We start from the raw sequence: 25,658 nt of genomic DNA, 5'->3' as shown, positions 1-25,658 counted from the left end.
TCAAGCGAAGGTCGCGGCGTATTCGTCGATCGCTGCCTTGAGTTTGTCTGCTGCGTCACCTTTGATCTTCGGATCTTCGTCGGTGATCCACTTCAGCAGGTCAGCATGCTTGCCGCGCAGGTGCGACAGCAGACCGGCCTCGTAGCGGCCAACATCAGATACGTCGATCTTGTCGAGGTAGCCGTTGGTGCCTGCAAAGATAACGCAGACGATTTCCGCGTTTGTCAGCGGCGAGTACTGCGGTTGTTTCATCAGCTCGGTCAGGCGCGCACCACGGTTCAGCAGCTGCTGAGTTGCGGCATCAAGGTCGGAACCGAACTGCGCAAACGCAGCCATTTCGCGGTACTGAGCCAGCTCCAGTTTCACCGGACCGGCAACCGATTTCATCGCGTCAGTCTGAGCCGAGGAGCCCACGCGCGAAACCGACAGACCGGTGTTCACAGCAGGGCGGATACCCTGATAGAACAGTTCGGTTTCCAGAAAGATCTGACCGTCGGTGATCGAGATCACGTTGGTCGGAATAAACGCCGAAACGTCACCACCTTGCGTTTCGATAACCGGCAGAGCGGTCAGCGAGCCTGCACCAAAGTCTTCGTTCAGCTTCGCCGAACGCTCCAGCAGACGCGAGTGGAGGTAGAAAACGTCGCCAGGATAGGCTTCACGTCCGGGCGGACGACGCAGCAGCAGGGACATCTGACGATAGGACACAGCCTGTTTCGACAGGTCATCATAGATAATCAGCGCGTGGCGGCCGTTGTCGCGGAAGTATTCGGCCATCGCAGTCGCCGAGTAAGGCGCCAGGAACTGCATCGGCGCCGGGTCGGACGCGGTTGCGGCCACAACGATCGAGTATTCAATCGCGCCGGATTCTTCCAGTTTCTTCACCAGCTGTGCAACGGTCGAACGCTTCTGACCAACAGCCACGTAGATGCAGTACAGTTTCTTCGACTCGTCGTCGCCTGCTGCGTCGTTGTAGACTTTCTGGTTCAGGATGGTGTCCAGAGCAACGGCGGTTTTACCGGTCTGACGGTCGCCAATGATCAGCTCACGCTGGCCACGGCCGATCGGAATCATCGCGTCAACCGATTTCAGGCCGGTTGCCATCGGCTCGTGCACCGATTTACGCGGGATGATGCCGGGGGCTTTGACGTCAGCAACGCCACGCTTGGAGGCATTGATCGGGCCTTTGCCGTCCAGCGGGTTGCCCAGACCGTCAACAACACGGCCCAGCAGCTCGTCACCGATCGGAACGTCCACGATCGAGTTGGTGCGCTTGACTGTGTCACCTTCTTTGATGTCACGGTCAGAACCGAAGATAACGACACCAACGTTGTCGCTTTCCAGGTTCAGGGCCATGCCCATGATGCCACCGGGGAATTCGACCATTTCACCCGCTTGCACGTTGTCCAGGCCGTATACACGGGCAATCCCGTCACCGACGCTCAGCACGCGGCCGATCTCGGCCACTTCGGCTTCCTGACCAAAATTCTTGATCTGGTCCTTCAGGATTGCAGAAATCTCTGCAGCTTGGATTCCCATTTATCCGACCTCTTTCATTGCATTCTGTAGGGAGTTCAGCTTCGAACGGATCGAACTGTCGATCATCTTCGAGCCCACTTTAACGACAAGACCGCCGATGAGGCTTTCATCAACGGTCGCATTGATTGTCACGGTCTTGCCCACACGCTCGGACAGCGTCTTGGACAGTTTTTCCATCTGTGTCTTGGTCAGCGCTTTGGCCGAGGCAACATCGGCAGTCACTTCGCCACGCTCTTCGGCCAGCATGTCGCGCAGAACCTGCACCAGCTGCGGTACGACAAACAGGCGGCGTTTTTGTGCCATCAGGCCCAGCGTGTTGCGCAGGATGGCGTTCAGGCCCATTTTGTCGGCGATTGCGGTAATGGCGCCTTCCTGTTCGGCGCGCGAAACCAGAGGCGAAGCGATCAGGTTACGCAGTTCGGCGCTGTCGCCCAATGCTGCTGCCAGATCGTTAATTCCGGTCTCCAGACCTGCGAGGTCTTTATTCTCTTTCGCGATCTCGAAGATCGCGGTGGCATAGCGCTCGGCGATGCCTGTGGAAATCGAAGCTGGTTCGGACACGTCCACCCTTCCGATATTTGAGGCCCCGATTTCGGGTAGCGGCCGCTACCTTGGGGCGTGAGGAAACCCCGTCCTTTTGGGGCGGGGATCAAAATCACCGGGGATGTAGCAGAGCCGAACCCAGCTAGCAACATATTATCACGGGGGTGACTTTATCCACAAAGTGTTTGATTTCAAATAATTACAGAGGGTGCGACCCTTTTGTCCGGCTGCAAGGGGCGAAAAATGTTACGAAAGTGTAGGTTTTTGCGATTCCTGAGGCGTTTTTGCCGCGTTTTCCCGCTTTGACGTGGCGTAAAAGCAAGCAAGAGCTAGGCGGGCTTCAACAGACCGTCTAGTGCCTTGATCGGACGACGGACAGGATCCTTGGTGACGCTGCCGCTTGGGGGTCGAATATGCTTTGTTGCTTCGACCATCAGAACACCTCCAGCCATGACGGTGGGTATCCGCTGGCCCGTCTTTTCAATCAGATTGCCCGACTTGAGCCAGAACCGCCGGAACGAGGGAGGCAAATACAATGCTGAGCAATGGCTTTCCGGTTCAAAATGATGCGCCCGGAGCTGGTTTTCTAGCTGCGATGCTGAATACGGACGTCCAAAGCCAAACGGCGTCCGATCCGTCCGTGACCACAATCCCGCGCGGTTGGGCACAATAAAGAACGCGCGCCCACCAGGACCCAGAACCCGCCAGCATTCATTTAACAGTTCGCTTGGCCGCTGCGAGGTCTCAAGCCCGTGCATCACCACCAGCTTGTCCACGTGCCCGGTCTCTATCGGCCACATCGTCTCTTCCGTCAGGACCGAGACATTGGGCATCCCCGCGGGCCACGGCATAACGCCTTGCGGCCCAGGCATCAGCCCAATCACCCGCCGGGCATCTGCCAGGTAAGGGCGCAGCAAGGGTACGGCAAAGCCAAACCCGGCGACTGTCTGGCCCTTGGCTTCGGGCCATTGTTCGATCAACCGGCCCCGGATCGCCGCCTGCGCCGCACGCCCCAATGTGCTGCGGTAGTAGAAATTCCTCAGATCCTGCACATCAAGATGCATTGCGGACACCCGGTCAATCGGCTTAGCTTCGGCGCAGTCTAGCAACGAAAGGGCAAAAGGCCATGCCTCTTGAAATCGTCACCATTCCATGTCTCAGCGATAACTACGCTTTTCTGGCGCATGACGCCGCAAGCGGCAACACCGCTTTGATCGACGCGCCCGAAGCAGGACCCATTCTGGCCGAGCTGGACCGGCGCGGCTGGACGCTCAGCCACGTGTTGTTGACTCATCACCACTATGACCATGTGGACGGCTTGCCGGCCATTCTGGAAAAGCACACCGCCAAAGTGATCGGGGCCGCTGCCGACGCGCACCGCTTGCCACCATTGGATCAACAAGTCAGCGATGGCGATACGTTTGAACTGGGCGGAGAGCAAGTTCAGGTGTTGGATGTCTCAGGCCATACGGTCGGACATATCGCGTTTTACATGCCCCAAAGTGCTGCCGTTTTTACCGCAGACAGCCTGATGGCCCTCGGCTGCGGGCGTCTGTTCGAAGGGACAGCGCCTCAAATGTGGGCCTCCCTGTCGAAATTGGCCGCCCTGCCCGATGATACTATAGTGTGTTCAGGTCACGAATATACACAATCGAACGCCAAGTTTGCCCTGACGGTCGATCCGGACAATGCTGCGCTGCAAGACCGCGCTGCCGATATCGACCGCGCGCGGGCAGCGAATGAACCAACGGTGCCCTCGACATTGGCTTTGGAAAACGCAACAAATCCTTTCCTGCGCGCCGCAGATCCGGCGATTCAAGCGCATCTGGGCATGGCGGGCGCGGATCCGGCGGCTGTATTTGCGGAAATCCGGGCTAGAAAAGACCGCTTTTGATGCCTATTTCCCCAACTTCACAGCCACGGTCACAATAAATGTGACTGTCAAGTGAAAGAAAACCCTTGAAGCCGGGCCATGATCAACCAAACTCTAATAGTATGAGGACATGGTTGGGATGGGGATCCGGCCGAAAGCCCGCGCCCCTTCCGACCCAAGACAGAGGAGCACCCGCGTGCCTTCATTCTCGAGCACTTTAGAACAAGCCATTCACGCGGCCCTTGCGGCAGCGAACGAACGGCGACACGAATTCGCCACGCTGGAGCATCTGCTTCTGGCGCTGCTGGAAGAACCGGATGCGATCCGTGTCATGAAAGCCTGCAGCGTTGATCTTGAGGACTTGCGTAGTACTCTGGTCGAATTCATTGACGAAGATTTATCCAACCTCGTCACCGACATTGACGGGTCAGAAGCCGTGCCAACAGCCGCCTTCCAGCGCGTGATCCAACGCGCCGCGATCCACGTGCAAAGCTCTGGCCGGACTGAGGTGACGGGCGCCAATGTTCTGGTCGCCATCTTCGCCGAACGCGAAAGCAATGCGGCCTATTTCCTGCAAGAACAGGATATGACACGCTATGACGCGGTGAATTTCATCGCTCACGGCGTCGCTAAAGACCCTGCCTACGGCGAAAACCGCTCAGTTTCGGGCGCGGATCAGGTTGAAGAGGAACCGCAGTCTGGCACGGGCGAAGGCGAACAAAAAGAAAGCGCTCTTGGAAAGTACTGTGTCGATCTGAACACCAAATCCCGCGCGGGTGACGTTGATCCGCTGATTGGGCGCTCGGACGAGGTTGAACGCTGTATCCAGGTGCTTTGCCGCCGCCGCAAAAACAATCCGTTGCTGGTTGGCGATCCGGGCGTGGGCAAAACGGCTATTGCCGAAGGACTTGCGCACAAAATCGTCGCGGGCGAAGCCCCCGATGTGCTGTCCGAGACAACGATTTATTCGCTGGATATGGGCGCGCTGCTGGCCGGTACGCGCTATCGCGGTGATTTCGAGGAACGGCTGAAGGCGGTTGTGACCGAGTTGGAAGAGCATCCCGATGCGGTGCTTTTCATTGACGAAATTCACACGGTCATCGGCGCAGGCGCCACATCGGGAGGCGCGATGGATGCGTCGAACTTGCTGAAACCTGCACTGCAGGGTGGCAAGCTACGCACCATGGGTTCGACCACATACAAGGAGTTCCGTCAGCACTTCGAAAAAGACCGCGCGCTCAGCCGCAGGTTCCAGAAAATTGATGTGAATGAGCCTTCGGTGGAAGACAGCGTGAAAATCCTGCGCGGCCTCAAACCTTATTTCGAAGAACATCACGCGATCAAATATACCGCGGACGCGATCAAAACGGCGGTGGAACTGTCGGCACGCTATATCAATGACCGCAAGCTGCCTGACAAGGCCATCGACGTGATTGACGAAGCTGGAGCAGCTCAGCATCTGGTTGCGGAAAGCAAGCGCCGAAAAACCATTGGCGTGAAAGAGATCGAGGCCGTGGTTGCCAAGATCGCCCGCATCCCGCCCAAGAACGTCACCAAGGACGATGCCGAGGTTCTCAAAGACCTTGAGACCTCGCTAAAACGGGTGGTTTTCGGTCAGGACGACGCCATTGTCGCGCTTTCCAGCGCGATCAAACTGGCGCGGGCTGGCCTGCGTGAGCCTGAAAAGCCCATCGGCAATTACCTGTTCGCAGGTCCGACCGGTGTGGGCAAAACCGAAGTGGCGAAACAGCTGGCCGATACGCTGGGTGTTGAACTGCTGCGCTTTGACATGTCGGAATACATGGAGAAGCACGCGGTCTCTCGCCTGATCGGTGCGCCTCCGGGTTATGTTGGGTTCGATCAGGGTGGTCTGTTGACCGACGGCGTTGACCAGCATCCGCATTGCGTGCTGCTGCTGGACGAGATCGAGAAGGCGCACCCGGATGTGTTTAACATCCTGTTGCAGGTGATGGACCATGGTGAGCTGACCGATCACAACGGTCGCACGGTGAATTTCCGCAACGTGGTGCTGATCATGACTTCGAACGCGGGTGCACAGGAACAGGCCAAGGCCGCGATCGGCTTTGGCCGTGATCGCCGCGAAGGTGAAGATACGGCTGCGATTGAGCGGACCTTTACACCTGAATTCCGCAACCGTCTGGACGCGGTGATTTCCTTCGCACCGCTGCCGAAAGAGGTCATCCTGCAAGTGGTAGAGAAATTCGTCCTGCAACTGGAAGCACAGTTGATGGACCGCAATGTGACCTTTGACCTGACACCCAAGGCCGCCGAATGGCTGGCGGACAAAGGGTATGACGACAAGATGGGCGCACGCCCTCTGGGCCGGGTGATCCAGGAACACATCAAGAAGCCTCTGGCTGAAGAGCTATTGTTCGGTAAGTTGGCCAAGGGTGGTGTGGTTCGCGTTTCGGTTAAGAAGGGCGATCTGAACCTGGAAATTCTGGGCCCCGATCAGCCCCGCATTCCGGGCGACAAGCCGCCGCTGCTAACAGCAGACTGATTGCACAAGCGTTTAGAAACATTGATCGCCCGGTTGCACCTGCATCCGGGCGATTTTGCATCAACGCCAGACGATTGCGCGCCCGTGGGCGCGTTTTTCGACGGAACGACTTCTCGCGCACGTTTCACAATCACCGTTGAAGCGAATTGGAGAGTCGACTGCTTAAACCCGCCGTCCTTTGGGGCTCTTCCTTAACCTTTGCCGTGATCGCCACAATAACGACCGCACGACACAGGTTTCGCTATCAAGATGAAACGACAACGCGGCCACTAATTCTGCAACCGGCCACGATTGATCCGGGGGTCAGTTACGTTGATCTCACCGAAGCCAAAAATCGCGTAAGCGTTTCCGCAAATGGAATACCGGACCATCTGGTCGGTCGCTTTCCAAACCGAGGCAACCCGCACGGCCTTTCCGAGCAACGAGTCAATCTCAGCGTACCCGCGCGCCCAAAACCAAGTCGCATGCCTAAGCCTCTGGAGCTGGGTTGGAATTTCGGCGTGTCGATAGACGGTGTGGTGTTTGATCCGCTGGCGGCAGAATACTGGAATGGAGATCCAAGATCGGGTTGGTCTTACAACGCACTTGGCGGTGCAATTTCGCTGGGTCTTGATGAAAACCACGCCCATGTTCTCCCCGGAGGAAAGTACCACTATCACGGTATCCCGACCGGCTTGATCGAACTATTGGAATACACGCCGACCCGACATTCGCCTCTGGTCGGATATGCCGCAGATGGTTTCCCGATCTATGCGATGACTGGTATTGTGGATGGGAACGTGACGCAAATGTCCTCATCCTACCAACTGAAGAACGGCAATCGACCCGGAGGCAGCGCACCAGACGGAAACTTTGATGGCACCTTCAATGAGGACTATGTTTACCGCGCAGGAACCGGAAATCTGGACGAATGCAACGGAGGCATCACGGTCTCACCCGAATATCCGTCTGGAACATACGCCTATTTCCTAACTGAAAACTACCCGGTCATCCCACGGTGTTTCACTGGTACGCCAGACGACAGCTTTCGCTTTGGGCGTCGCTGAGCACAAGGCAAAGCGCTAGTTATCGTTCCGTCAGCTTCAGCTCGATGCGCCGGTTCTGGGCCCGTGCTTCGGGTGTGTCGGCCGGATTGACGGGCTGGAACTCTCCAAAGCCGTTTGCCGCAAGCCGGCTGGGCGGAATACCCAGCGCCTCAACCATATACAGAACCACCGACAGGGCGCGACCCTGGCTCAGTTCCCAGTTGTCGCGATAGCGCCCCGACCCCGCGAGGGGGACATTGTCCGTGTGGCCGTCGACACGAATGACCCAGTTCAGCCCTTCGGGGATTTCAGCGGCCACGGTGCGTAGGATGTTGGCCACTTTGGCGACCTCGAGTTGGCCTTCGGGCGACAGCACGGCCGAGCCGGTGTCAAACAGAACCTCGGACGAAAAGACGAACCGATCCCCTTCGATCCGCACCCCGTCTTGATCCCCCAGAACATCGCGTAATCTGCCGAAGAATTCCGAGCGGTAACGCTGCAAGTCCTCGGCCTGCGCAGCCAGTTCCTCATTCTGGCCTGACAGAGCTTCGGCTTCAGCTTCCAGACGGGCGCGTTCGGCCTCTTCCAGCAGGCGGCGGCGACGTTCTTCCGAGGCCGCGCGGGCCAAAGCCGCGTTAAGATCCTGCCCCAGCGTTTGGATGCGGATATCGGCGGCGGCGTTGCGTTCTTCATAATCGTCCAGCAGCGCCTGCAACCCGCCCAATTGTTGACGCAGCGCAGCGAGTTGCTGGTTCAACAAAGCGGTTTGACGCTGCGCCTGCTCAGATACTTCTTTTTCAGTCGAAATCGCTTCGCGGGCCACGGCCAGCAGGGCAGCGCGCTCCTCGGCCAATGTGCGTTGTTCCTGTGCATCCGTCTGCGCCTGAGTTTGTGCGGCAAGGGCAGCCTGCAACTGCGCCTCAAGCTCTTCGGTATTCAGCTCTCCAAATTGACGCTCAAGCTCGGCACGAGCGGCTTGGGCGGCAGCCAAAAGGGTCAGCGTTTCCTCGGCCTCTTTGCGCTGCGCTTCCAACGCCAGTGTCATCGCAGTCAGTTCGGCATCGGCGTTCTGCAATCGGTCGCGCAGGTTTTCAGCCGCCGCCGCCTCAGCCAGTCGCGCGGCCTCTTCAGCGTTAAGTTGATCTTCAAGTTCCGTGATCAGCGCCGCCTGGGCAGTTTCGCTTTGCTCCAAATCGGCAACCAGAGCTTCCAGTGCTTCGCGGCGGGCCGCAGCCAACCGTGCAGCCTCGGCTTGCGCGTCAATCTCCGCGCGACTTTGAGCAAGCGCAAGATTCAACGCATCCTGATCCGATAGCAACTGTTCCTGTTGGTCCTGTAACCCCTGCCGTTCCGCTTCAAGCGAGGCTATGACATCTTGCGCGCGATCCTGATCGGCCAGCAATGCCGCAACCTGCGCCTCAAAACCCGTGATCCGCGATTGCGCCTCCGAAAGGCTATCTTCGGCCTGAGCCAACTCATCTTCGGTTTCAGACAATGTCGCGTTCAGCGCCCCAAGCCGAGCTTCAAGTCGGCTGTTTTCGCGTTCTTCCAACCCCAGCGCGCCGGCCAACGCGGCAACTTCGTCAGACAGCGCTGTCAGCTCGTCTTCCTGCCCCGAAATCGTTTCCCGCAGGACGAACTGAACCACCATGAAGATCGTCAGAACGAAGGTCAAAACCATCAAAAGCCCGGTGATCGCATCCACGAAGCCGGGCCAGACCGAGCCCTGAAACCGTTGACCTGTGCGACGGGACAGGGCCATCTTTTATTCTCCGCCCGGCGTCGTGCGTACAGCACCGCGCGGCAATGTCAGGGCCTTGACCAGCAGCTCGATATCCTTGCGCATCTCGCTCATGCTTTCCTGGCGACCGGCCGAGATTTCTTCGAGGATGCGCAACAGTTGCACATCCATCGACCGCAGGCGCATCCGGCTTTCGGCGTCGATCCCGTCGCCGGTGCCCTGTTCGCGCATATGATCCAGCAGGGCATCCTGTCCCAGCGCCACGCGTTCCAGCGCGGCGGTGACGCCTTCGTTGTCGGATTGGCGCAGGTTCATATCGGTGATCACGTCCACCAACTGACCCAGCTTGGCGGACAGCTCGGCCCGATCCCCCTCCTGTGCCGAGAACAGGTCCTGCAAGGCGTCCATCTGTTCTGACATCGTATCCAACACCGGGGACAGTACGGCCAGTTCTGCGCTGCTGCCTTCATCACCCAGCGCAAAGCCGACCCGTGTGATCGAGGACAGCCATTCCTCCATCTCGCGGTAGAACCGGTTCTGACCATGGCCCGCAAACAGCTCCAGCAAGCCGACTATCAACGACCCGGCCAGACCCAGCAACGAGGACCCAAAGGCCACGCCCATGCCCTGCAACTGCGCCTCAAGCCCAACCATCAAGCGATTGAACACGGCCAGCCCCTCTTCGCCCTCTTGCGGGTTAAGGCTGCGGATCGTGTCGACAATGGCCGGGACCGTGGTGGCGAGGCCGAAGAATGTACCCAGAAGGCCTAAGTAAATCAGGACGTTGGTGATATATCGCGTGATCTCACGTTCTTCCTCGATCCGCTCGGCCACCGAGTCCAGAATGGACCTGGTTGAACTGGAACTGATCTGAGACCGCGCGCCACGTTCACGCAGCAACGAGGCCAGCGGCGCCAGCAATTGCGGGGTGCGCGCATCTTCGCGGACGACGCCACCGACAAAAGCTTCGATCCAGCGGACCGAGCCGATTAACTGTGTTACCTGAAGAAAACAGGCCAGAACACCGATCGCAAAGACCAGCAGGATAAACCCATTGAGATACGGGTTGGCATAGAAGACCGGCAAGACATAGGGCAGCGCCATAAACACGCCCGCCCCCGCCAGACCTATAGCGATCAGCATCGTTACGATCTGACGAATGGGTTGCGAGAAATGCGGTCTCGCGCCCTGATGTGCCTGCGCCATGCGCGTGGTTCCCGGTTCTTACCTGCTCTGACAGTGAATCTAGCGAAAATCCGCCGGTGACGCCAAGGGTTTATGCGGTAATGCTACGCACCCGTTGCGCCAACCACTCAAGATCAGGGTCGCGCAGGCCAATCTCGGCCAGATGTTCGGCGGTGTTATAGAGGTATTCGGTGTTCGGCCCGCGCCCGCCCACGGCGTGGGCGATGATCTGAGCCTGTTCCTCAAGCGGCATTCCACCGCAATATTGCACGTGGTCTTTTTCGATCACATAGGTGACAGCCTCGACCGTTTCGCCGCTTTCCAGATGCACGTCCAGCATCTTCTCAACGTAGGCTGACGAAATGAGCTCACGCTCGCGCAACTCGTGCAGGGTGCGGTCTTCGTGACCGGGCTCGACCGACAGGGCCAGACCCTTGCATTGGGCGCTGTCCTGTTCGTCCAAAGCCAGCACAAGGCCGGGATGATCCTCGGTCCCGCGATGGTGGATCGAGCTCATGCAGAAGGATCGGGCATATCCGTGCAACGTCGCACGCGCGCTGCGGGCCACGGGAAACCCCGGATTCCACAACAGCGATCCATATCCGAATACCCACATCGTCATAGCACTGGTCCTTGCCCGTTTGCGCCTATAAACATCAATTCAGGTGCGGGAAAAAGGGCGAACTGCCATGCGCGGGCTGATACGGCTAGTCATTGTCATAACTGTGATCTGGAGCGCATATTGGTTTGTCGCCGGTTTTGGCTTGCGCAATGCCATCACTGCGTGGTTCGACGGACAACAGGACCGGGGTTGGCAGGCTGAGTATTCGCAGGTCGCCACCGCAGGGTATCCGTTCAACCATGTCACCCGTCTGGACAATCCCGCGCTGGCCGATCCGGTTAACGGCACCGCCTGGAGCGCGGATTGGATCGAATTCCAAAGCCCCGCCATCTGGCCCGGCCAGCAAATGCTGCGATTTGCCGACACGCCGCAGCGGTTATCGTATTTCGACCAAACCTCGACCATCACGGCGGCGGATTTGGTGGCAGAGTTGCAACTGCAACCCGGTATTGCGCTGGTGCTTGAGAAGATGGCGCTGACTTCCGGGTCGTGGTCAATCGCTGACGACGGAGAAGCGCAAGCGGCGGGCGAGACGCTGCAGCTGATCATGGCGCAGACAGCAAGCCCTGAGACCTATGCCATCAGCGCCCGGATTGACGGTTTCACCCCCGGTGACGACTTGCGCGAGCTCATGCGCTCGGCCACCACTCTGCCGCAATCCTTTGAGACGCTCGAACTGGACATGACGACCGTGTTCGACAAGCCATGGGACCGGTCCGCGCTGGAACAGGGTCGCCCGCAACCCACCAGAATTGATCTGCGGCTGGCCGAGATGAAATGGGGGGCCCTTCGTCTTTTTGCGGCCGGAGAACTAGACGTGGACGCGCAAGGCATCCCCAACGGAGAGATCGCGATCAAAGCCGAGAACTGGCGCGATATGATCGCCATGGCCAACGCGGCTGGCGCATTGCCTGATCAAGCCGTCGACCCGGTGACGCGCGCGCTGAACTTCATGGCCGGACTAGGCGGAAACCCCAATGCGTTGGATTTGCAGTTGAATTTCCGAGACGGCTTCGTTGCGGTCGGCCCCCTGCCCCTTGGCCCAGCCCCGCGGCTAATTCTACGTTAACGGCAATACGGACCCCGTCTGTGGCGTGCCGTATCCAGATGGAAATGATCACGGTGATAGCGGTCCGAGTTTGGCCCCAACACCGTACCAAACGGCCCGCACGCGCCGCGCCAGATTTTGGTCAGTTGTTTCTTCGACGGGTTCTTGCGCCAGCCGTTTAGAACCGTCACCAGCTCTCCGTCCGCCATTCGAAAACCCGAGATATCTATCGCGCGCCCCTTGCCATGCTCGGATATCCGCGCGCCTTTCTGATTGTTTCGTGTTCTGCAGGCATAGTGGGCGGCGACTTGTAGTTCGACCACCGGACCGCGGCGTTTGAAGGTTGGCTTGACCGATTTATCGACCCATTTGTTTAGCGCAATGGCAGTTCCGCAATCCATCGTAGACGGGCGGCTGAGTTTGACACCGGCGACCGAAGTAATCTGCACCGCGTCCTGGATCCCGCAGGCCTTGATCTTGCCCGGAACCTGCCCCACCGGTTTGCCTTGAATGTCGATATCCCCGCAGACCGAACCCTTGCGCAGCTTGCGTTTCTTGAACAGCGCCTCCTGTTCCAGAGCTTTCGGGCGCAGATAAGGCATCAAGGATGTGTCCGGCCCCAGGAACGGCAGCGCTGTCGGGCGCGCAGCGACGGCCAGAACCTGTGCTGAAACAGGACGCAACACGGGGCGAAGCTTTGTGGGGCCAACAACCTGCTCGACCGATGGCCGCGCCACGGGAATCAATGACTGTTCCGGCGCTGCCTGCGCTGTTGAAGCCAAGGCCCCAACAAGCGCAAAAGCAATGGTCCGCCGGATCGCCCTCATGGCTAGGATTTCCCCCGGCCGAAATCCGGCGCATCCGTATCCTGGCCTGCGTCGATGATCCCACGCCGGATCGCACGGGTGCGTGTGAAATAGTCGAACAGCTGCTCACCATCTCCGGTTCGGATGGCACGCTGTAAGGCGAACAGTTCCTCTGTGAACCGGCCAAGAATTTCCAAAGTCGCGTCCTTGTTAGTCAGAAACACGTCGCGCCACATGGTCGGGTCCGAGGCCGCGATCCGCGTGAAATCCCGGAACCCGGCAGCCGAATATTTGATAACCTCGCTATCCGTCACCCGGCGCAGGTCATCGGCCACACCGACCATCGTGTAAGCGATCAGATGCGGTGCGTGGGAAGTAACGGCTAGCACCAGATCGTGGTGGTCGGCGTCCATCTCATCAACGTTCGATCCCATCCCCTCCCAAAGCGCACGCAAGCGCGCGACGGCGGCGGGGTCGGTGCCTTCAACCGGCACCAAAAGACTCCAACGATTGTCGAACAATTCGGCAAAACCGGATTCTGGGCCCGAGTGTTCCGTCCCGGCCAGCGGGTGCGCGGGGATGAAATGCACGCCCTCGGGGATATGTGGCGACACCGCCTCGATCACATGACGTTTGACCGAACCCACGTCAGACACCGTCGCGCCCGGTTTCAGCATTGGTGCGATATCTGCGGCCACCGCACCCATCGCGCCGACCGGAACACAGAGAACGACAAGATCGGCGCCCTCCGCCGCATCTTGGGCGGTATCGCACACCCGGTCGCAAAGACCGATCTTGCGCGCGGTGTCGCGCGTCGCCTTGGACCGCGCGTATCCCGTCACTTCACCCGCTAGCCCGGCGCGTTTGATGGCCCAGAACATGGACGAGGCGATCAGCCCCAGCCCGATCAGTGCAACACGGTCGTAGATCTGGCTCATGCTGCGCCCTCTTTGAATGCGGAGATTGCCGCAACGACCCGGCGGCAGGCGTCTTCATCGCCCACGGTGATGCGCAGCGCATTTGGCAAGTTGTATCCCGCCACACGCCGCACGATCAAACCTTGGGTTTTCAAATAGTCGTCGCAAGCCTCAGCCTCGGCCTGATCGGTGAACCGGGCGAGAATGAAATTGGTACAGGACGCATCCGAAGGCACCCCGATCTTGGCCAGTTCGTCGGACAACCACACCCGCAGCCGCGTGTTTTCGGCCTGACAATGAGACAAGAACTCTTCGTCCTTAACCGCAGCTTCGGCCGCCGCCAAAGCTGTCAGTGATAAGTTAAACGGCTGACGCACTCGGTTGAGCACATCAATGATCGACTGCACGGCATAGCCCCAGCCCACGCGCATCCCACCCAGGCCGTACACTTTCGAGAACGTCCGGGTCATGATCACGTTGTCGAACCGACCCACGATGGATGCCCCACCATCAAAATCATCGACGAACTCGGCATAGGCCCCGTCGATCACCATCAGGCAACTGTCGGGCAGAGCCTCGGCTAGGCGCACAAGCTCACTTTCAGGGATCATGGTCGAGGTCGGGTTACCCGGATTGGTCACAAACACGATCCGCGTCTGATCAGTCACAGCGGCAAGGATGTTGTCAACATCCACGCGGCGGTCCTTTTCAGGCACCATCACCGGCGTTGCCCCCGCCATCCGCGCGATGATCGGGTACATGGAAAAGCCGTGCTCGGTATAGATGACCTCGTCCCCCGGCCCGGCATAGGCTTGCGCCACGAATTGCAGCACCTCATCGCTGCCGACACCACAGATGATCCGCGCTGGGTCCAGCCCGTGCCGTACACCGATTGCGTCGCGCAGGGGCGCGTGGTCGGTACTGGGATAGCGATGCAGGTTGGCGGCACTGTCGCGCACAGCCTCGATCGCCTTGGGGCTGGGACCAAACGGGTTTTCGTTGGAACTCAGCTTGATCACATGCGAAACCCCGGCCACATGCGACTGGCCGCCCTGATACAGCGCGATGTCCATAATGCCGGGTTGCGGGGTGATCTTGGTCATAAGAGGCTCCGTTGATTGGAGCCTCTCATACCTGTCTCAAGGCGTTGAGAAAAGCGGCAATTCCGTCACGCCGCTTTGAAGCGGGCGGTCGCCGGGTCGGCCGTGTAGAATGGTGCGAATTCAGCGGTGCGGCGCGACAAGTCATTGACGCTGTCGATCACGAACTGCACCGTCTGTTCGCTCATCAAATATGAGAAGTTCAACCGCACCCAACCGGGCTTCTTCATCTCTTCTCCGGCAGACAGCGCGGCGTGCAACGCCTCGGACGTGTCCCTGTCGATGCCCAACAGGCGATGCGCATAGGGCCCAGCACAGGCACAGCCGCCCCGCGCCTGAATGCCGTAGATATCGCTGAGCATACGGGTGAACAGTTGCTGATGCACCGGGTGCCCCGCGTTGTCGCGCACGAGGAAGGAGAAAATCGGCAGGCGATGTGGATTATCCACGCCCAGCAGCGTGAGGTTCGGGTTGTCCCCCCATCCTTTCAACGCCATTTGGTTATACTGTACCTCGCGTTTGGCGATCGCCTTTACGCCAACTACATCCTTGACGATAAAAGCCAGCGCCGCGCGGATATCGCCGATAACGTTGGGTGTTCCGGCTTCTTCGCGCGCGGACAGGTTAGCGCTGTAGTCATGCCGCCATGGCGACACAAAGCTGACTGTCCCGCCACCGGGCCAACTGGGACAGGTCCGACGCACGGCCTCCGTGTTGACAACCAACACGCCCGAAGCCCCCGGACCGCCTGGAAATTTATGCGGAGAGACAACTATTGCGTCCTTACGTGTATCGCCTTCCCCTATATCCATCGGCAGGTAAGGCCCACCCCCGGCATAATCCCAAACTGCCAGCGCACCATGCGCTTTCAGCAAGCGTGTCACCGGATCGGGGTCGGTGATGATGCCGGTCACGTTCGAGGCCGCTGAAAACGACCCGATGATAAGATCGGACGCAGAATGATCGACCAATATACGTTCGAGCACTTGCAGATCGACACCCCCGTCCGATGCTTCGGGGATTTCGATCACCCGCGCCTTGCTTTCGCGCCACGGCAAAATGTTCGAGTGATGCTCATACGGCCCCAACAAAACAACCGGCCGGTCCGCCTCGTTAACACCCATCAGGCTGACCAGCCGGTTGAGACCCGCAGTGGCGCCAGAGCCGGTGAAGATCACCGAATCCTCTTCCTGGGCGCCAACGATGCGGGCAATCTCTGCGCGAGCCTCTCCGCGCAGGCGCGTCATATACGCGCCGCAATACGAAGCCTCGGTGTGGCTGTTGGCATAAAACGGCAACACATGCGCAGCCACAAAATCCTCGACCTGCCGCAACGCGCGGCCCGAGGCAACGTAATCCGCATACACAAGCGGCACGTCCCAGCGCAGACCCGGAATCATTACGCCTTCTCCGATCAGCCCATCACGAAAGGGGGTTATGCAATCGGCGGATTGGATGGACGCGCGGAATTGGTTCAGGGTCATGGCTCAGGCTCCGTATTACCCTGACAATATGATTGTTATTTTTTGGATAAACTTCACATTTGTTTGAGTAGTTTTTTCATTTTTTGTGTCATATGATCTGATATGACCGAAAGAATAGATCAAATTGATCAAGGCATACTGCGTGAACTGCAAAAAGACGCGACCCTGTCACAGCGAGAACTGGCGGATCGGGTCGGCCTGTCTCAGAACGCGTGCTGGCGTAGGCTGAAGGCGCTGAACGAAAGCGGCGTCGTCACCGGGTCGACCGCCAAGATCGCGCGCGAGAAACTGGGCCTCAGCCTTGTGGTATTTGTGATGCTACGAACCCGGCATCACTCGGCCGAGTGGCTGCAGGCGTTTCGCCGCCATGTACTGACCATCCCCGAGGTTGTGGATTTTCACCGGATCGGGGGCGATTATGACTATCAGCTCAAGGTCGTGACGCAGGACATGGCATCCTATGACAAGGTGTACCAACGCCTGATCGAAAAGGTCGAACTGGACAGCGTCACGTCCTATTTCGCTATGGAAGCGATCGCCGAGGGGCGACCGCTGCCGATCTGACTGGATCACTCACCAACAATCAGCTGCAAATCCCCGTCTCCGGTCACAAAACCGGTCACGAAGAAATTGCGATTTCCGGACGAAACCCAAGCCCGCGTAGATTCACCCGGGATCGCAGGGGTATAGGCCAACCGCGTGTTCGACGCGAAGGCACGCGCCAACCGGTTGATATCGCCAACCGTCGGCACCGGCCGGGTCGTGCCATATCCACGCACGATAACCTCACAGGACCGATCTCTGGTACTGCCCCCAAGGAATTCCATCCCCCGCTCAAGTCTCGGCTCATTGGCATTGAACCCGGCACGAACCCGCGATTCTTCGAATGTCGGGGCGGTCTCGATACATCCATGTTGAAAACTTTGCAGGATGCCAGTCAAAAGCGGGTCCTCGGACCGCAGCCCACTTGATGTCAGCGGTCTGGTGGCGTCGGAGCAACCGACAAGTAGAACAGCCAGCCCTGCTGCGGTCAGGATTTTCTGAAAACGTGCTGTCATAGCGGTCTCAAATTCACTGTGTTGTCTCATATGCGCTTGGTCACGGACCAAAATGTTGGAATTTCAGCGCGATGGCAACAGAACTGTGTAAACGAAAAAACCGCGCCGGATGGCGCGGTCTTCGAAACTTTCCAGATCGGCGAAGATTAGTTCTTCGCGTAGAATTCGACGACCAAGTTCGGCTCCATCATGACCGGGTAAGGCACATCGCTCAGGCCCGGTGCGCGCACGAAGGTTGCGGTCATTTTCGAGTGGTCGGCGTCGATATAGTCAGGCACATCACGCTCGGCCAGCGCAACAGCTTCCAGAACAACGGCCAGTTGCTTGGACTTGTCGCGTACTTCGATCACGTCGCCTTCTTTGACGCGGTAGCTGGGGATGTTCACTCGCTTTCCGTTCACTTTGACGTGGCCGTGGTTCACGAACTGACGTGCAGCAAACACGGTTGGCACGAACTTGGCGCGGTAAACAACAGCGTCCAGACGACGCTCCAGCAGACCGATCAGGTTTTCACCGGTGTCGCCTTTGACACGCTCGGCTTCGGCGTAGATGCGGCGGAACTGCTTCTCGGTCAGGTCGCCATAGTAGCCTTTCAGCTTCTGCTTGGCGCGCAGTTGCAGACCGAAATCCGACAGTTTGCCCTTGCGGCGTTGACCGTGCTGGCCTGGGCCGTATTCACGACGGTTGATCGGGGATTTCGGACGACCCCAGATGTTTTCGCCCATCCGGCGGTCGATTTTGTACTTGGCAGACGTGCGTTTCGTCACGGCTGATCTCCTTCTTTATGTTCGAAGGCGCTGCTCTGCTACAAGAGTAGGCGCCTACTATGAAGGGCGTTGTCCTCTTGGGGTTTCCCCCATGACAGGCATCCCCTTGCGGGGGCCACCAACACCAATGAAGCCGCGCTTATATCTGCAGTTCCGTCAGAGTCAACAGGTCCTGAAAAAATCCGGTCCGTTGAAACGGATCAATCCACCAACGGTCCCGCATTCGCCGCAGGCAGGCGCGGCACTGCGTGAAGATTAGGGTCCATGCGTGGACGAGTCGGGAACGAGACCACCGTATTCGCGTGGCTGGCCGATTCGCCGCCAGCCTGACGGATTTCGACAAACTCATCGACCCAAAAGTCCTGTTCGCGTGCAGGACATCCTTCTTCGAATACCAAAAGAGGTTCAGCCTGCGTCGCCGAAACATATAACAGGGCCGAGAATTGCTGTGCCCCGTTGGTCAGGATAACAACACCCTGCGCACCGTTGCCCAATTCGTCTTCCGAGATGAAATGATGCAGAACATTCAGCGGGACCTCTCGGCCGTGCGTCAAAGAACCGTCCACAAAGGCGGCATGCCCGCGCCAGGACCACGCAGCCCCAACATTCAAAAAGGACAGAGGCGCCGCCTCAAGCCCATCCAGTTCCGTCTGTTTCCATAAAATGGCTATACGACCGTTTTGCCCGGCTCTCATTATACCCGCCCGCACCTTTCAACGTATCACTGCTTACGCAGGCGTTCTTATCAGGGCAAATTCTGGCAGAAAAGAGACGTTAACATATCGTTCATAAAAATGTTGCTAAAGAGATTCAGCTTCTGGCTTCTGGCGGGAAACGATCCCGCCAGCGCCACAGCAATTGTCTGCGATCTGCGTCAGCCGCACTTAGAATGACCGCAGCTTCGGCAGGTCATGCAGCCCTCGATCATCGCCATATCGAACTGACCACAGGATGGGCAGGCTTTGCCGCGGGGTGCGTCCATATTGACCACCTGCGCCTGCGGGTCGGATTTCAGACCCATTCCTTCGCCTTCAAGAAAGCCGATATTGACCATATGCTGCTCGATCACGCCGCCAATCGCGGCCAGGATCGATGGGATGTATTTCCCCTGCACCCAGGCCCCGCCACGCGGATCGAACACGGCCTTTAGTTCTTCAACGACAAAGGACACATCCCCGCCCCGTCGAAATACGGCAGAAATCATGCGGGTCAGCGCCAGCGTCCAGGCGTAGTGCTCCATGTTCTTTGAATTGATGAACACCTCGAACGGACGACGGCGGCCACCAATGACGATATCGTTGATGGTCAGATAAATCGCGTGTTCACTGTCGGGCCATTTCAACTTGTAGGTCGACCCCTCCAGCGATTGCGGACGGTCCAGCGGTTCGGACATATAGACAACCTCACCGCCATCCACCTGATGCGGGGCATCCGCGCTTTCGCCGGGGGCTTTGTCGGCGCTTTCGGACACTGTCAGGACCGAGCCGGTCACGTCATTCGGGCGATAGGTCGTGCAGCCTTTGCAGCCCTGATCCCAAGCCTGCATGTAAACGTCCTTGAAGGCGTCAAAGCTGATATCTTCGGGACAGTTGATCGTCTTGGAAATCGAACTGTCGATCCATTTCTGCGCGGCGGCCTGCATCTTGACGTGATCAGACGGGGAAAGCGTCTGCGCGTTCACGAAATAGTCTGGCAAGGCAACATCGCCGAACTTGTCGCGCCACATCTGCACGGCATAGTCCACGACTTCTTCCTCGGTGCGCGAGCCATCCTTCTGCAGCACTTTGCGCGTGTAGGCGTAGGCAAAGACCGGCTCGATCCCCGACGACACGTTCCCTGCATAGAGCGAAATCGTCCCAGTCGGCGCGATCGAGGTCAGCAGGGCGTTGCGGATACCATGTTCGCGGATCGCGTCACGCACGTCATCATCCATTTGCTGCATGTTGCCGCTGGCCAAGTATTTCTCGGCGTCAAACAATGGGAAAGCGCCCTTCTCCTTCGCCAAATCGACCGAGGCCAGATAGGCGGCGCGGGCGATCGCGTGCAACCAGCGTTCGGTTTGACGCGCCGCTTCGTCGGACCCATAGCGCAAACCCAACATCAAAAGCGCATCGGCCAACCCGGTCACGCCCAGCCCAATCCGGCGCTTGTCTTGTGCTTCGGCTTCCTGCTCCGCCAGCGGGAATTTCGACGCGTCTACTACGTTGTCCATCATGCGCACAGCGGTCGCGACCAATTCTTGCAAAGCGGCCTCATCCAGGCGCGCCGCGTCCTCGAACGGATCTGTCACCAACCGCGCCAAGTTGATCGAGCCCAAAAGGCACGCACCATAGGGTGGCAAGGGTTGCTCGCCGCAGGGGTTGGTCGCGGCGATGGTTTCCACATATCTGAGGTTGTTGGCCTCATTGATGCGGTCAATGAAGATTACTCCAGGCTCGGCGTAATCATAGGTGGCCTGCATGATCTTGTTCCACAGATCACGCGCCTGAACGGTATGATAGACCTTGCCGTCGAACTGCAACTCCCACGGACCATCGGCCTTGACGGCCTCCATGAACGGATCCGTCACCAGGACCGACATGTTGAACATGCGCAGGCGGGCCGGGTCAGATTTCGCGGTGATGAACTGTTCGATATCAGGGTGATCGCAGCGCATGGTCGCCATCATCGCCCCACGGCGCGAGCCCGCAGACATGATCGTGCGGCACATCGCGTCCCACACATCCATGAAGGAAAGCGGGCCAGAAGCATCCGCAGCCACGCCTTTCACATCGGCCCCACGTGGACGGATGGTCGAGAAATCATACCCGATCCCGCCACCCTGCTGCATGGTCAGCGCGGCTTCTTTCAGCATGTCGAAGATACCGCCCATGCTGTCGGGCACGGTGCCCATGACGAAACAGTTGAACAGGGTCACCTGACGCGCCGTACCTGCACCCGCAGTGATGCGACCAGCGGGCAGATATTTGAAATCTTCCAACGCCTCATAGAACTTATCTTCCCAATGGGCCGCGTCATCCTCGACCCGCGCCAGATCACGGGCGATGCGCCGCCAGCTGTCCTCGACCGTCTGGTCGATGGGCGTGCCATCCGCTTCTTTAAAGCGGTATTTCATGTCCCAGATCTGCTCGGCGATGGGGGCGGCAAAGCGGCTCATTGGTGATTCCCTGTTTTGAAAGAGGTATCCAGATTACCGCAATTCACATCCAAACCACAACACCTTGATGACGTCGCATTGCGAGCTACAATATAAAGGTGGGCCTTGGGACGACTCTGTGGGAAAGCTGTGGATAAGTACGTAAACCTCATCAAACTGTCCGTCGGATCGGAAAGCGTTGATACGCTGATGGCGTGGCAGGACAGTCGCAGACCGCTTTACGCGGACGGCTGCCCGCGCCATGTCACCCGCATGTGGCCCAAGCGCGAGGCTGAGATTTTGAATGGCGGATCAATCTATTGGGTGATCAAGGGCGTAATCCAATGCCGTCAGCGCATCCTGCGTCTGGATGAGGTGCGGGGCGAAGACGGCATTCGCCGCTGCGCCATCGTTCTGGACCCGCAGGTCCATCGCACCCAGACCGCGCTCAAACGCCCATTCCAAGGCTGGCGCTATCTCAAAACCGAGGACACCCCTGCCGACCTGCCGGAAGGGCGAGAACAGGACGATGCCTTGCCCGACGATCTGAATCGCGCGCTTGCCGAGATCGGCGTGCTTTAACGCAGGCGATCCAGCAATGCGTTCAGTGTGGCCTTTGTCTCGGGGTCACATTTCGCCACCCGACTACGCCACAGGGTCGCCTGCGATTGCAGGATCAGCCCGTCGGTCAGGATTTTGAGGTGGTTCGCCCGCAGCGTCTCGCCGGTAGACGTGATATCGGCAATCGCCTCGGCGGTCTCATTCATCACCGTGCCCTCGGTCGCGCCCTGGCTATCGACCAGAGTGTAATCGGCAACTCCCGCATCGGTCAGGAACTCGCGCACCAACCGGTGGTATTTGGTGGCAATCCGTAGCCGATGCCCGTGGGTCTTGCGAAACGCTGCTGCAGCCGCGTCCAGATCATCCAGCGTGTCTACATCAACCCAGCAAGCAGGTGTCGCGATGATCAGGTCGGCCTTGCCAAACCCAAGCTGCGAGATCTCCTCGACCTGTTGTTCCCAGCGGGGCAGTTTCTCATGCACCAGATCAATGCCGGTGACGCCCAGATGAATGCGCCCGGCGACCAGTTCGCGCGGGATTTCCCCGGCAGACAGCAGGATCAGAGAGACCCCGTCGATGCCCTCGACCTTGCCAGCATATTCCCGATCCGATCCGCTACGCGACAGGGTGATGCCGCGCTTTTCGAACCAACCAAAGGTCTTGTCCATCAAACGGCCCTTCGAGGGCACGCCCAGTTTCAGGCTCATTGCGCGTCCTCCTCGATCTCCAGCATCAGGTCGGGGCGGATGACACCGCCCACCGCCGGAATTTCGGCCCCGTTCCCCAACTGCCGCGTCAGCGCGTCATAGCGCCCGCCAGTGGCGATGGGGGGTAGATCGGGGCGACCCTCAGCGTAGAAGCCAAAGACAAACCCGTCATAATATTCCATCGAGGTGCGGCCATAGGCGGCCTCGAAGTCCAGACGTTCCACATCCACGCCACGCGCCTGTAGCGAGGCAATCCGCGCCTCAAGCCGGTCCAGCGCCGGAGTGATCTGCGGCAGATCCACCGCCACGTCGCGCAGCTGTTCCAACGCAAAGGGCATGGTCTCACGCACGTTCAGCAGGGTTTCCAGCCCAACCAGTTCGTTGTCGGAGATAGGCGGTGTGTCGCGATCTTCGCGCAAGGCAGCGATCCGCGCTTCGATCTCGGAGGCACGGCGCTTGCTGATCATCGGGATGTCCGTATCCAGCGGATTTTCTGCATCCAACAGGCTGTCGCGCCCTTCAGGTCCCGGTTTGCGACCGGCAAAGCGGTCCAGCAGCACCCGGAATCGACGAGGCCGCCACAAGTGCCGCATCAGCGCCGCCTTGCGCCGGTCTGTGGTCTTAAGGCCCTCGACAGCGGCAGTCAGGATGCCGATATCCCCGGTCGCCGCGCGCAAAGGCAGCCCTCGCAATTGCAACGCGAGCAGCGAGAAGACTTCTGCATCCGCGCCTGCGGGATCATTGCGGTCGAATACTTCGTATCCGACCTGAATGTATTCATTCGAGCGATCCGGGTCATGTTCTTGCCGACGGAAGACCTCGCCGGAATAGGTATAGCGCGCGGGCTCGGCCCCGTCGGACATATGCATCTGCACCACGGGCAGGGTGAAATCCGGGCGCAGCATCTGCTCGCCCCGCAGCGCGTCCGAGGTCACGTAGGCGCGCGCGCGAATATCCTCGCCATAAAGGTCCAGCAGCGTGTCGGCCGGTTGCAGCAGCGGAGGGTCCACGACCTGTGCGCCTGCGGCCTCGAACCTCACGCGCATCATGGCAGCGCGGGCTTTTATCTGGGAACGGTTCGGCATGGGTCAGTCCTGACTGTCCAGAATTTCACGCACCTTGGCGACCAGATCGCCACGCGGCACTTCGAACTGGCTGGGGCGTTCTTTCCATTCCTCAAGCGTGGCGCTTTCGGCGATCTTGGCCCCAAGGATCAGGTCTTTGATCTGCACGATCCCATTTACTTTTTCATCGCCCCCCTCGATCACTGCGATGGGAGAGTTCCGCTTGTCTGCGTATTTCAGCTGATTGCCAAAGTTCTTGGGGTTACCCAGATAGACCTCGGCCCGGATACCTGCATTACGCAGCTCGGCCACCATCGCCTGATAGTCGGCCATACGGTCGCGGTCCATCACGGTCACAACCACGGGGCCTGTGGCTTGCGCCGCGATCCGGCCCTTTTCGCGCAGGGCGGCCAGCAGCCGGTCGACACCGATAGACACGCCGGTCGCAGGCACTTCCTGCCCTGTGAACCGCTTGACCAGGTCGTCATAACGCCCACCGCCCGAGACCGAACCGAACTGCCGCTTACGGCCTTTCTCGTCGAAAATCTCAAAGGTCAACTCGGCCTCATAAACCGGTCCGGTATAGTACCCGAGGCCTCGTACGACCGACGGGTCAATCTCGATCCGGTCCGAGCCATAGCCGCCCGCATCGAGCAGAGCGCCGATATGTTCCAATTCGGCAATCCCATCCGCGCCGATCTTGCTGTCGCCCACGGCAGCACGCAGGTTGGCCAGTGTTCCTGCGGTATCCGCAGCCTTCGAGGTCAGGAAGGCAATTACCGGCTCGGCCTGATCGTCGCTCAGCCCCACACCGTCGATAAACGCGCCCGAGGCATCCAGACGGCCCTTGGTCAGCAGCTCGCGCACGCCGGCCTCGCCCACCTTGTCGAACTTGTCGATGGTGCGCAGGACATTGTCGCGGGCGGCGGCGTCTTCGCCCAGACCCATCGCCTCCAGCACACCGTTCAAAACCTTGCGGTTATTCACCCGCACCAGATAGTCGCCGCGCGGAATGCCGACGGTCTCCAGCGTATCCGACAGCATCGCACAAATCTCGGCATCTGCCGCCATCGAGGCCGTGCCCACCGTATCCGCATCGCATTGATAAAACTGACGATACCGCCCCGGCCCCGGCTTTTCATTGCGCCAGACCGGACCCATCGCATAGCGGCGATAAGGCGTCGGCAGATCATTGCGGTGCTGCGCGTAGACGCGGGCCAGAGGCGCGGTCAGGTCATAGCGCAGAGCCATCCAGTCGCCATTACCGCCTTCGTCGAATTCCTGCCACGCAAACACGCCCTCATTCGGGCGGTCCACGTCGGGCAGGAACTTGCCCAGCGCCTCGACCGTCTCAACCGCGCTGCTTTCCAGAGCGTCAAACCCGTACCGATGATAGACATCCGCAATCGTCCGCAGCATCTCGGTGCGCTGCGAGACTTCCTGGCCGAAATAGTCGCGGAACCCTTTCGGCGTGACGGCCTTGGGGCGGGGCTGTTTCTTGGGCTTAGCCATGTGGGGCGTCCTTGCGGTTCATGTTCCGCGCGCGGTCTATCCCATGGCCCGCATCGGGGCAAGGCGCGCTTTCGCTGGTGTTGTGGTCAAAGCGCCGCTATGACCACGCCCAAAGGAGAGCCCCATGCAGCATCTGGAAGAGCAGATCGCCCACCTGACCCGCACGGTCGAAGAGTTGAACACAGTCGTTACAACCCAACAGAGCGAGATCGACCGCCTGACCCGGCGCGTCGAGATGCTGTTGCAGCGCGAGGCTGAACGGGCGCAGGAAGGTTCCGGCGGGGTTGTGTTCGGCGACGAACGCCCACCGCATTATTAAGGGCTGAAACCTTAGCGCTCGTTTCACCGCAAGATCTGCTACGCCGGCGGAGTAACTTTGTCAGCGGTTAGGCAGCAACTGGTGCCAGCATTGTCACCCCCGAGATCGCGGCCCATCCGTGTCCAAGAGA

The 25,658-nt window shown here is 59.1% G+C and carries 24 protein-coding genes; 7 read left to right on the top strand and 17 right to left on the bottom strand.

Translation table 11 applies throughout. From position 1 onward, the window contains the following. The 3 genes from atpA to ACR3E7_RS01030 form a co-directional block, all read right to left on the bottom strand. Positions 1 to 1,539, bottom strand: a complete 1,539-nt coding sequence (gene atpA / locus ACR3E7_RS01040; RefSeq protein WP_170788158.1) for a F0F1 ATP synthase subunit alpha — start codon at positions 1,537 to 1,539, stop codon at positions 1 to 3. Further along, positions 1,540 to 2,100 (bottom strand): F0F1 ATP synthase subunit delta, encoded by a 561-nt coding sequence (locus tag ACR3E7_RS01035; protein ID WP_170352320.1) that lies wholly within the window; start codon positions 2,098 to 2,100, stop codon positions 1,540 to 1,542. A 311-nt stretch (positions 2,101 to 2,411) separates the two neighbouring features. Then, positions 2,412 to 3,146, bottom strand: a complete 735-nt coding sequence (locus ACR3E7_RS01030) for a class I SAM-dependent methyltransferase (RefSeq protein ID WP_170768995.1) — start codon at positions 3,144 to 3,146, stop codon at positions 2,412 to 2,414. A 62-nt stretch (positions 3,147 to 3,208) separates the two neighbouring features. Here ACR3E7_RS01030 and gloB point away from each other — a divergent pair, with 62 nt between their 5' ends. The 3 genes from gloB (at position 3,209) to ACR3E7_RS01015 (ending at position 7,522) form a co-directional block, all read left to right on the top strand. Further along, positions 3,209 to 3,976: a hydroxyacylglutathione hydrolase gene (gene gloB / locus ACR3E7_RS01025; RefSeq protein ID WP_170768994.1), complete on the top strand. Its 768-nt coding sequence runs from the start codon at positions 3,209 to 3,211 to the stop codon at positions 3,974 to 3,976. Positions 3,977 to 4,151: 175 nt separating this feature from the next. Then, positions 4,152 to 6,476 (top strand): ATP-dependent Clp protease ATP-binding subunit ClpA, encoded by a 2,325-nt coding sequence (gene clpA, locus ACR3E7_RS01020; protein ID WP_170783775.1) that lies wholly within the window; start codon positions 4,152 to 4,154, stop codon positions 6,474 to 6,476. A gap of 203 nt (positions 6,477 to 6,679) precedes the next feature. Further along, positions 6,680 to 7,522, top strand: a complete 843-nt coding sequence (locus ACR3E7_RS01015; protein ID WP_480503310.1) for a YHYH protein — start codon at positions 6,680 to 6,682, stop codon at positions 7,520 to 7,522. A gap of 19 nt (positions 7,523 to 7,541) precedes the next feature. Here the strand turns inward: ACR3E7_RS01015 and ACR3E7_RS01010 are convergent, their stop codons facing one another. The 3 genes from ACR3E7_RS01010 to ACR3E7_RS01000 form a co-directional block, all read right to left on the bottom strand. Beyond that, positions 7,542 to 9,263 (bottom strand): peptidoglycan -binding protein, encoded by a 1,722-nt coding sequence (locus ACR3E7_RS01010; RefSeq protein WP_480503311.1) that lies wholly within the window; start codon positions 9,261 to 9,263, stop codon positions 7,542 to 7,544. Between the two features lie 3 nt (positions 9,264 to 9,266). After that, a complete protein-coding gene (locus ACR3E7_RS01005) occupies positions 9,267 to 10,448 on the bottom strand; it encodes a biopolymer transporter ExbB (RefSeq protein ID WP_170768990.1) in 1,182 nt (393 codons plus the stop codon). Positions 10,449 to 10,518: 70 nt separating this feature from the next. Next, positions 10,519 to 11,049 carry a gamma-glutamylcyclotransferase gene (locus tag ACR3E7_RS01000; protein WP_170768989.1) on the bottom strand — a complete coding sequence of 177 codons (531 nt, stop codon included), beginning with the start codon at positions 11,047 to 11,049 and terminating at the stop codon, positions 10,519 to 10,521. Between the two features lie 67 nt (positions 11,050 to 11,116). Between ACR3E7_RS01000 and ACR3E7_RS00995 the strand changes: the two genes are divergently transcribed. Next, a complete protein-coding gene (locus tag ACR3E7_RS00995; protein ID WP_480503312.1) occupies positions 11,117 to 12,118 on the top strand; it encodes a DUF2125 domain-containing protein in 1,002 nt (333 codons plus the stop codon). Here the strand turns inward: ACR3E7_RS00995 and ACR3E7_RS00990 are convergent. From ACR3E7_RS00990 to ACR3E7_RS00975, 4 genes are all read right to left on the bottom strand, one after another. Beyond that, positions 12,115 to 12,924: an extensin-like domain-containing protein gene (locus tag ACR3E7_RS00990; protein WP_170768987.1), complete on the bottom strand. Its 810-nt coding sequence runs from the start codon at positions 12,922 to 12,924 to the stop codon at positions 12,115 to 12,117. The genes ACR3E7_RS00995 and ACR3E7_RS00990 overlap by 4 nt on opposite strands. A gap of 2 nt (positions 12,925 to 12,926) precedes the next feature. Next, positions 12,927 to 13,841 (bottom strand): prephenate/arogenate dehydrogenase family protein, encoded by a 915-nt coding sequence (locus tag ACR3E7_RS00985; RefSeq protein WP_170768986.1) that lies wholly within the window; start codon positions 13,839 to 13,841, stop codon positions 12,927 to 12,929. Continuing rightward, complete coding sequence (hisC, locus tag ACR3E7_RS00980) at positions 13,838 to 14,923, bottom strand: histidinol-phosphate transaminase (protein ID WP_170768985.1); 1,086 nt, start codon at positions 14,921 to 14,923, stop codon at positions 13,838 to 13,840. Before hisC ends, ACR3E7_RS00985 begins: the two co-directional genes overlap by 4 nt. A gap of 65 nt (positions 14,924 to 14,988) precedes the next feature. After that, complete coding sequence (locus ACR3E7_RS00975; RefSeq protein WP_480503313.1) at positions 14,989 to 16,404, bottom strand: aminotransferase class V-fold PLP-dependent enzyme; 1,416 nt, start codon at positions 16,402 to 16,404, stop codon at positions 14,989 to 14,991. 102 nt (positions 16,405 to 16,506) lie between these two features. Here ACR3E7_RS00975 and ACR3E7_RS00970 point away from each other — a divergent pair, with 102 nt between their 5' ends. Next, positions 16,507 to 16,968, top strand: a complete 462-nt coding sequence (locus ACR3E7_RS00970) for an Lrp/AsnC family transcriptional regulator (protein ID WP_170788153.1) — start codon at positions 16,507 to 16,509, stop codon at positions 16,966 to 16,968. A 5-nt stretch (positions 16,969 to 16,973) separates the two neighbouring features. Here ACR3E7_RS00970 and ACR3E7_RS00965 read toward each other — a convergent pair whose 3' ends face one another. The 4 genes from ACR3E7_RS00965 to ACR3E7_RS00950 form a co-directional block, all read right to left on the bottom strand. After that, entirely contained in the window at positions 16,974 to 17,462 is a 489-nt protein-coding gene (locus ACR3E7_RS00965) for a hypothetical protein (protein WP_170768982.1), read from the bottom strand. A gap of 146 nt (positions 17,463 to 17,608) precedes the next feature. After that, complete coding sequence (gene rpsD, locus ACR3E7_RS00960; RefSeq protein ID WP_170325974.1) at positions 17,609 to 18,229, bottom strand: 30S ribosomal protein S4; 621 nt, start codon at positions 18,227 to 18,229, stop codon at positions 17,609 to 17,611. A 200-nt stretch (positions 18,230 to 18,429) separates the two neighbouring features. Continuing rightward, positions 18,430 to 18,924, bottom strand: a complete 495-nt coding sequence (locus ACR3E7_RS00955; RefSeq protein WP_480503315.1) for a hypothetical protein — start codon at positions 18,922 to 18,924, stop codon at positions 18,430 to 18,432. Between the two features lie 179 nt (positions 18,925 to 19,103). Then, positions 19,104 to 21,386 carry an adenosylcobalamin-dependent ribonucleoside-diphosphate reductase gene (locus ACR3E7_RS00950; protein WP_480503316.1) on the bottom strand — a complete coding sequence of 761 codons (2,283 nt, stop codon included), beginning with the start codon at positions 21,384 to 21,386 and terminating at the stop codon, positions 19,104 to 19,106. A gap of 129 nt (positions 21,387 to 21,515) precedes the next feature. Here ACR3E7_RS00950 and ACR3E7_RS00945 point away from each other — a divergent pair, with 129 nt between their 5' ends. After that, positions 21,516 to 21,947 (top strand): DUF1489 family protein, encoded by a 432-nt coding sequence (locus ACR3E7_RS00945; protein WP_480503317.1) that lies wholly within the window; start codon positions 21,516 to 21,518, stop codon positions 21,945 to 21,947. Here ACR3E7_RS00945 and hisG read toward each other — a convergent pair. The 3 genes from hisG to hisS are packed head-to-tail and all read right to left on the bottom strand — an operon-like array spanning position 21,944 to position 25,209. After that, positions 21,944 to 22,633, bottom strand: a complete 690-nt coding sequence (gene hisG / locus ACR3E7_RS00940; protein WP_480503318.1) for an ATP phosphoribosyltransferase — start codon at positions 22,631 to 22,633, stop codon at positions 21,944 to 21,946. The genes ACR3E7_RS00945 and hisG overlap by 4 nt on opposite strands. Further along, positions 22,630 to 23,718: an ATP phosphoribosyltransferase regulatory subunit gene (locus ACR3E7_RS00935; RefSeq protein ID WP_480503320.1), complete on the bottom strand. Its 1,089-nt coding sequence runs from the start codon at positions 23,716 to 23,718 to the stop codon at positions 22,630 to 22,632. Before ACR3E7_RS00935 ends, hisG begins: the two co-directional genes overlap by 4 nt. Positions 23,719 to 23,721: 3 nt before the next feature. Further along, positions 23,722 to 25,209: a histidine--tRNA ligase gene (hisS, locus tag ACR3E7_RS00930; RefSeq protein ID WP_480503321.1), complete on the bottom strand. Its 1,488-nt coding sequence runs from the start codon at positions 25,207 to 25,209 to the stop codon at positions 23,722 to 23,724. Positions 25,210 to 25,333: 124 nt separating this feature from the next. Between hisS and ACR3E7_RS00925 the strand changes: the two genes are divergently transcribed. Further along, on the top strand, positions 25,334 to 25,528 hold the full coding sequence (locus ACR3E7_RS00925) for a SlyX family protein (RefSeq protein ID WP_170352274.1): 195 nt from the start codon (positions 25,334 to 25,336) through the stop codon (positions 25,526 to 25,528). The last annotated feature ends 130 nt before the right edge of the window (positions 25,529 to 25,658 follow it).

It is taken from the genome of Ruegeria sp. BK1 (genome assembly GCF_056535645.1).
This window is presented reverse-complemented; position numbering and strand designations above follow the sequence as displayed.

What these genes read in the sequence shown, in the direction of transcription:
- atpA (WP_170788158.1), bottom strand. Translation starts at nt 1,539, where the DNA reads ATGGGAATCCAAGCTGCAGAGATTTCTGCAATCCTGAAGGACCAGATC.
- ACR3E7_RS00950 (WP_480503316.1), bottom strand. Translation starts at nt 21,386, where the DNA reads ATGAGCCGCTTTGCCGCCCCCATCGCCGAGCAGATCTGGGACATGAAA.
- ACR3E7_RS00995 (WP_480503312.1), top strand. Translation starts at nt 11,117, where the DNA reads ATGCGCGGGCTGATACGGCTAGTCATTGTCATAACTGTGATCTGGAGC.
- ACR3E7_RS00990 (WP_170768987.1), bottom strand. Translation starts at nt 12,924, where the DNA reads ATGAGGGCGATCCGGCGGACCATTGCTTTTGCGCTTGTTGGGGCCTTG.
- ACR3E7_RS00985 (WP_170768986.1), bottom strand. Translation starts at nt 13,841, where the DNA reads ATGAGCCAGATCTACGACCGTGTTGCACTGATCGGGCTGGGGCTGATC.
- ACR3E7_RS00935 (WP_480503320.1), bottom strand. Translation starts at nt 23,718, where the DNA reads ATGCCGAACCGTTCCCAGATAAAAGCCCGCGCTGCCATGATGCGCGTG.
- gloB (WP_170768994.1), top strand. Translation starts at nt 3,209, where the DNA reads ATGCCTCTTGAAATCGTCACCATTCCATGTCTCAGCGATAACTACGCT.
- ACR3E7_RS01000 (WP_170768989.1), bottom strand. Translation starts at nt 11,049, where the DNA reads ATGACGATGTGGGTATTCGGATATGGATCGCTGTTGTGGAATCCGGGG.
- ACR3E7_RS00965 (WP_170768982.1), bottom strand. Translation starts at nt 17,462, where the DNA reads ATGACAGCACGTTTTCAGAAAATCCTGACCGCAGCAGGGCTGGCTGTT.
- hisG (WP_480503318.1), bottom strand. Translation starts at nt 22,633, where the DNA reads ATGAGCCTGAAACTGGGCGTGCCCTCGAAGGGCCGTTTGATGGACAAG.
- hisC (WP_170768985.1), bottom strand. Translation starts at nt 14,923, where the DNA reads ATGACCAAGATCACCCCGCAACCCGGCATTATGGACATCGCGCTGTAT.
- ACR3E7_RS00975 (WP_480503313.1), bottom strand. Translation starts at nt 16,404, where the DNA reads ATGACCCTGAACCAATTCCGCGCGTCCATCCAATCCGCCGATTGCATA.
- ACR3E7_RS00970 (WP_170788153.1), top strand. Translation starts at nt 16,507, where the DNA reads ATGACCGAAAGAATAGATCAAATTGATCAAGGCATACTGCGTGAACTG.
- ACR3E7_RS01010 (WP_480503311.1), bottom strand. Translation starts at nt 9,263, where the DNA reads ATGGCCCTGTCCCGTCGCACAGGTCAACGGTTTCAGGGCTCGGTCTGG.
- ACR3E7_RS00955 (WP_480503315.1), bottom strand. Translation starts at nt 18,924, where the DNA reads ATGAGAGCCGGGCAAAACGGTCGTATAGCCATTTTATGGAAACAGACG.
- ACR3E7_RS01005 (WP_170768990.1), bottom strand. Translation starts at nt 10,448, where the DNA reads ATGGCGCAGGCACATCAGGGCGCGAGACCGCATTTCTCGCAACCCATT.
- ACR3E7_RS01030 (WP_170768995.1), bottom strand. Translation starts at nt 3,146, where the DNA reads ATGCATCTTGATGTGCAGGATCTGAGGAATTTCTACTACCGCAGCACA.
- ACR3E7_RS00925 (WP_170352274.1), top strand. Translation starts at nt 25,334, where the DNA reads ATGCAGCATCTGGAAGAGCAGATCGCCCACCTGACCCGCACGGTCGAA.
- hisS (WP_480503321.1), bottom strand. Translation starts at nt 25,209, where the DNA reads ATGGCTAAGCCCAAGAAACAGCCCCGCCCCAAGGCCGTCACGCCGAAA.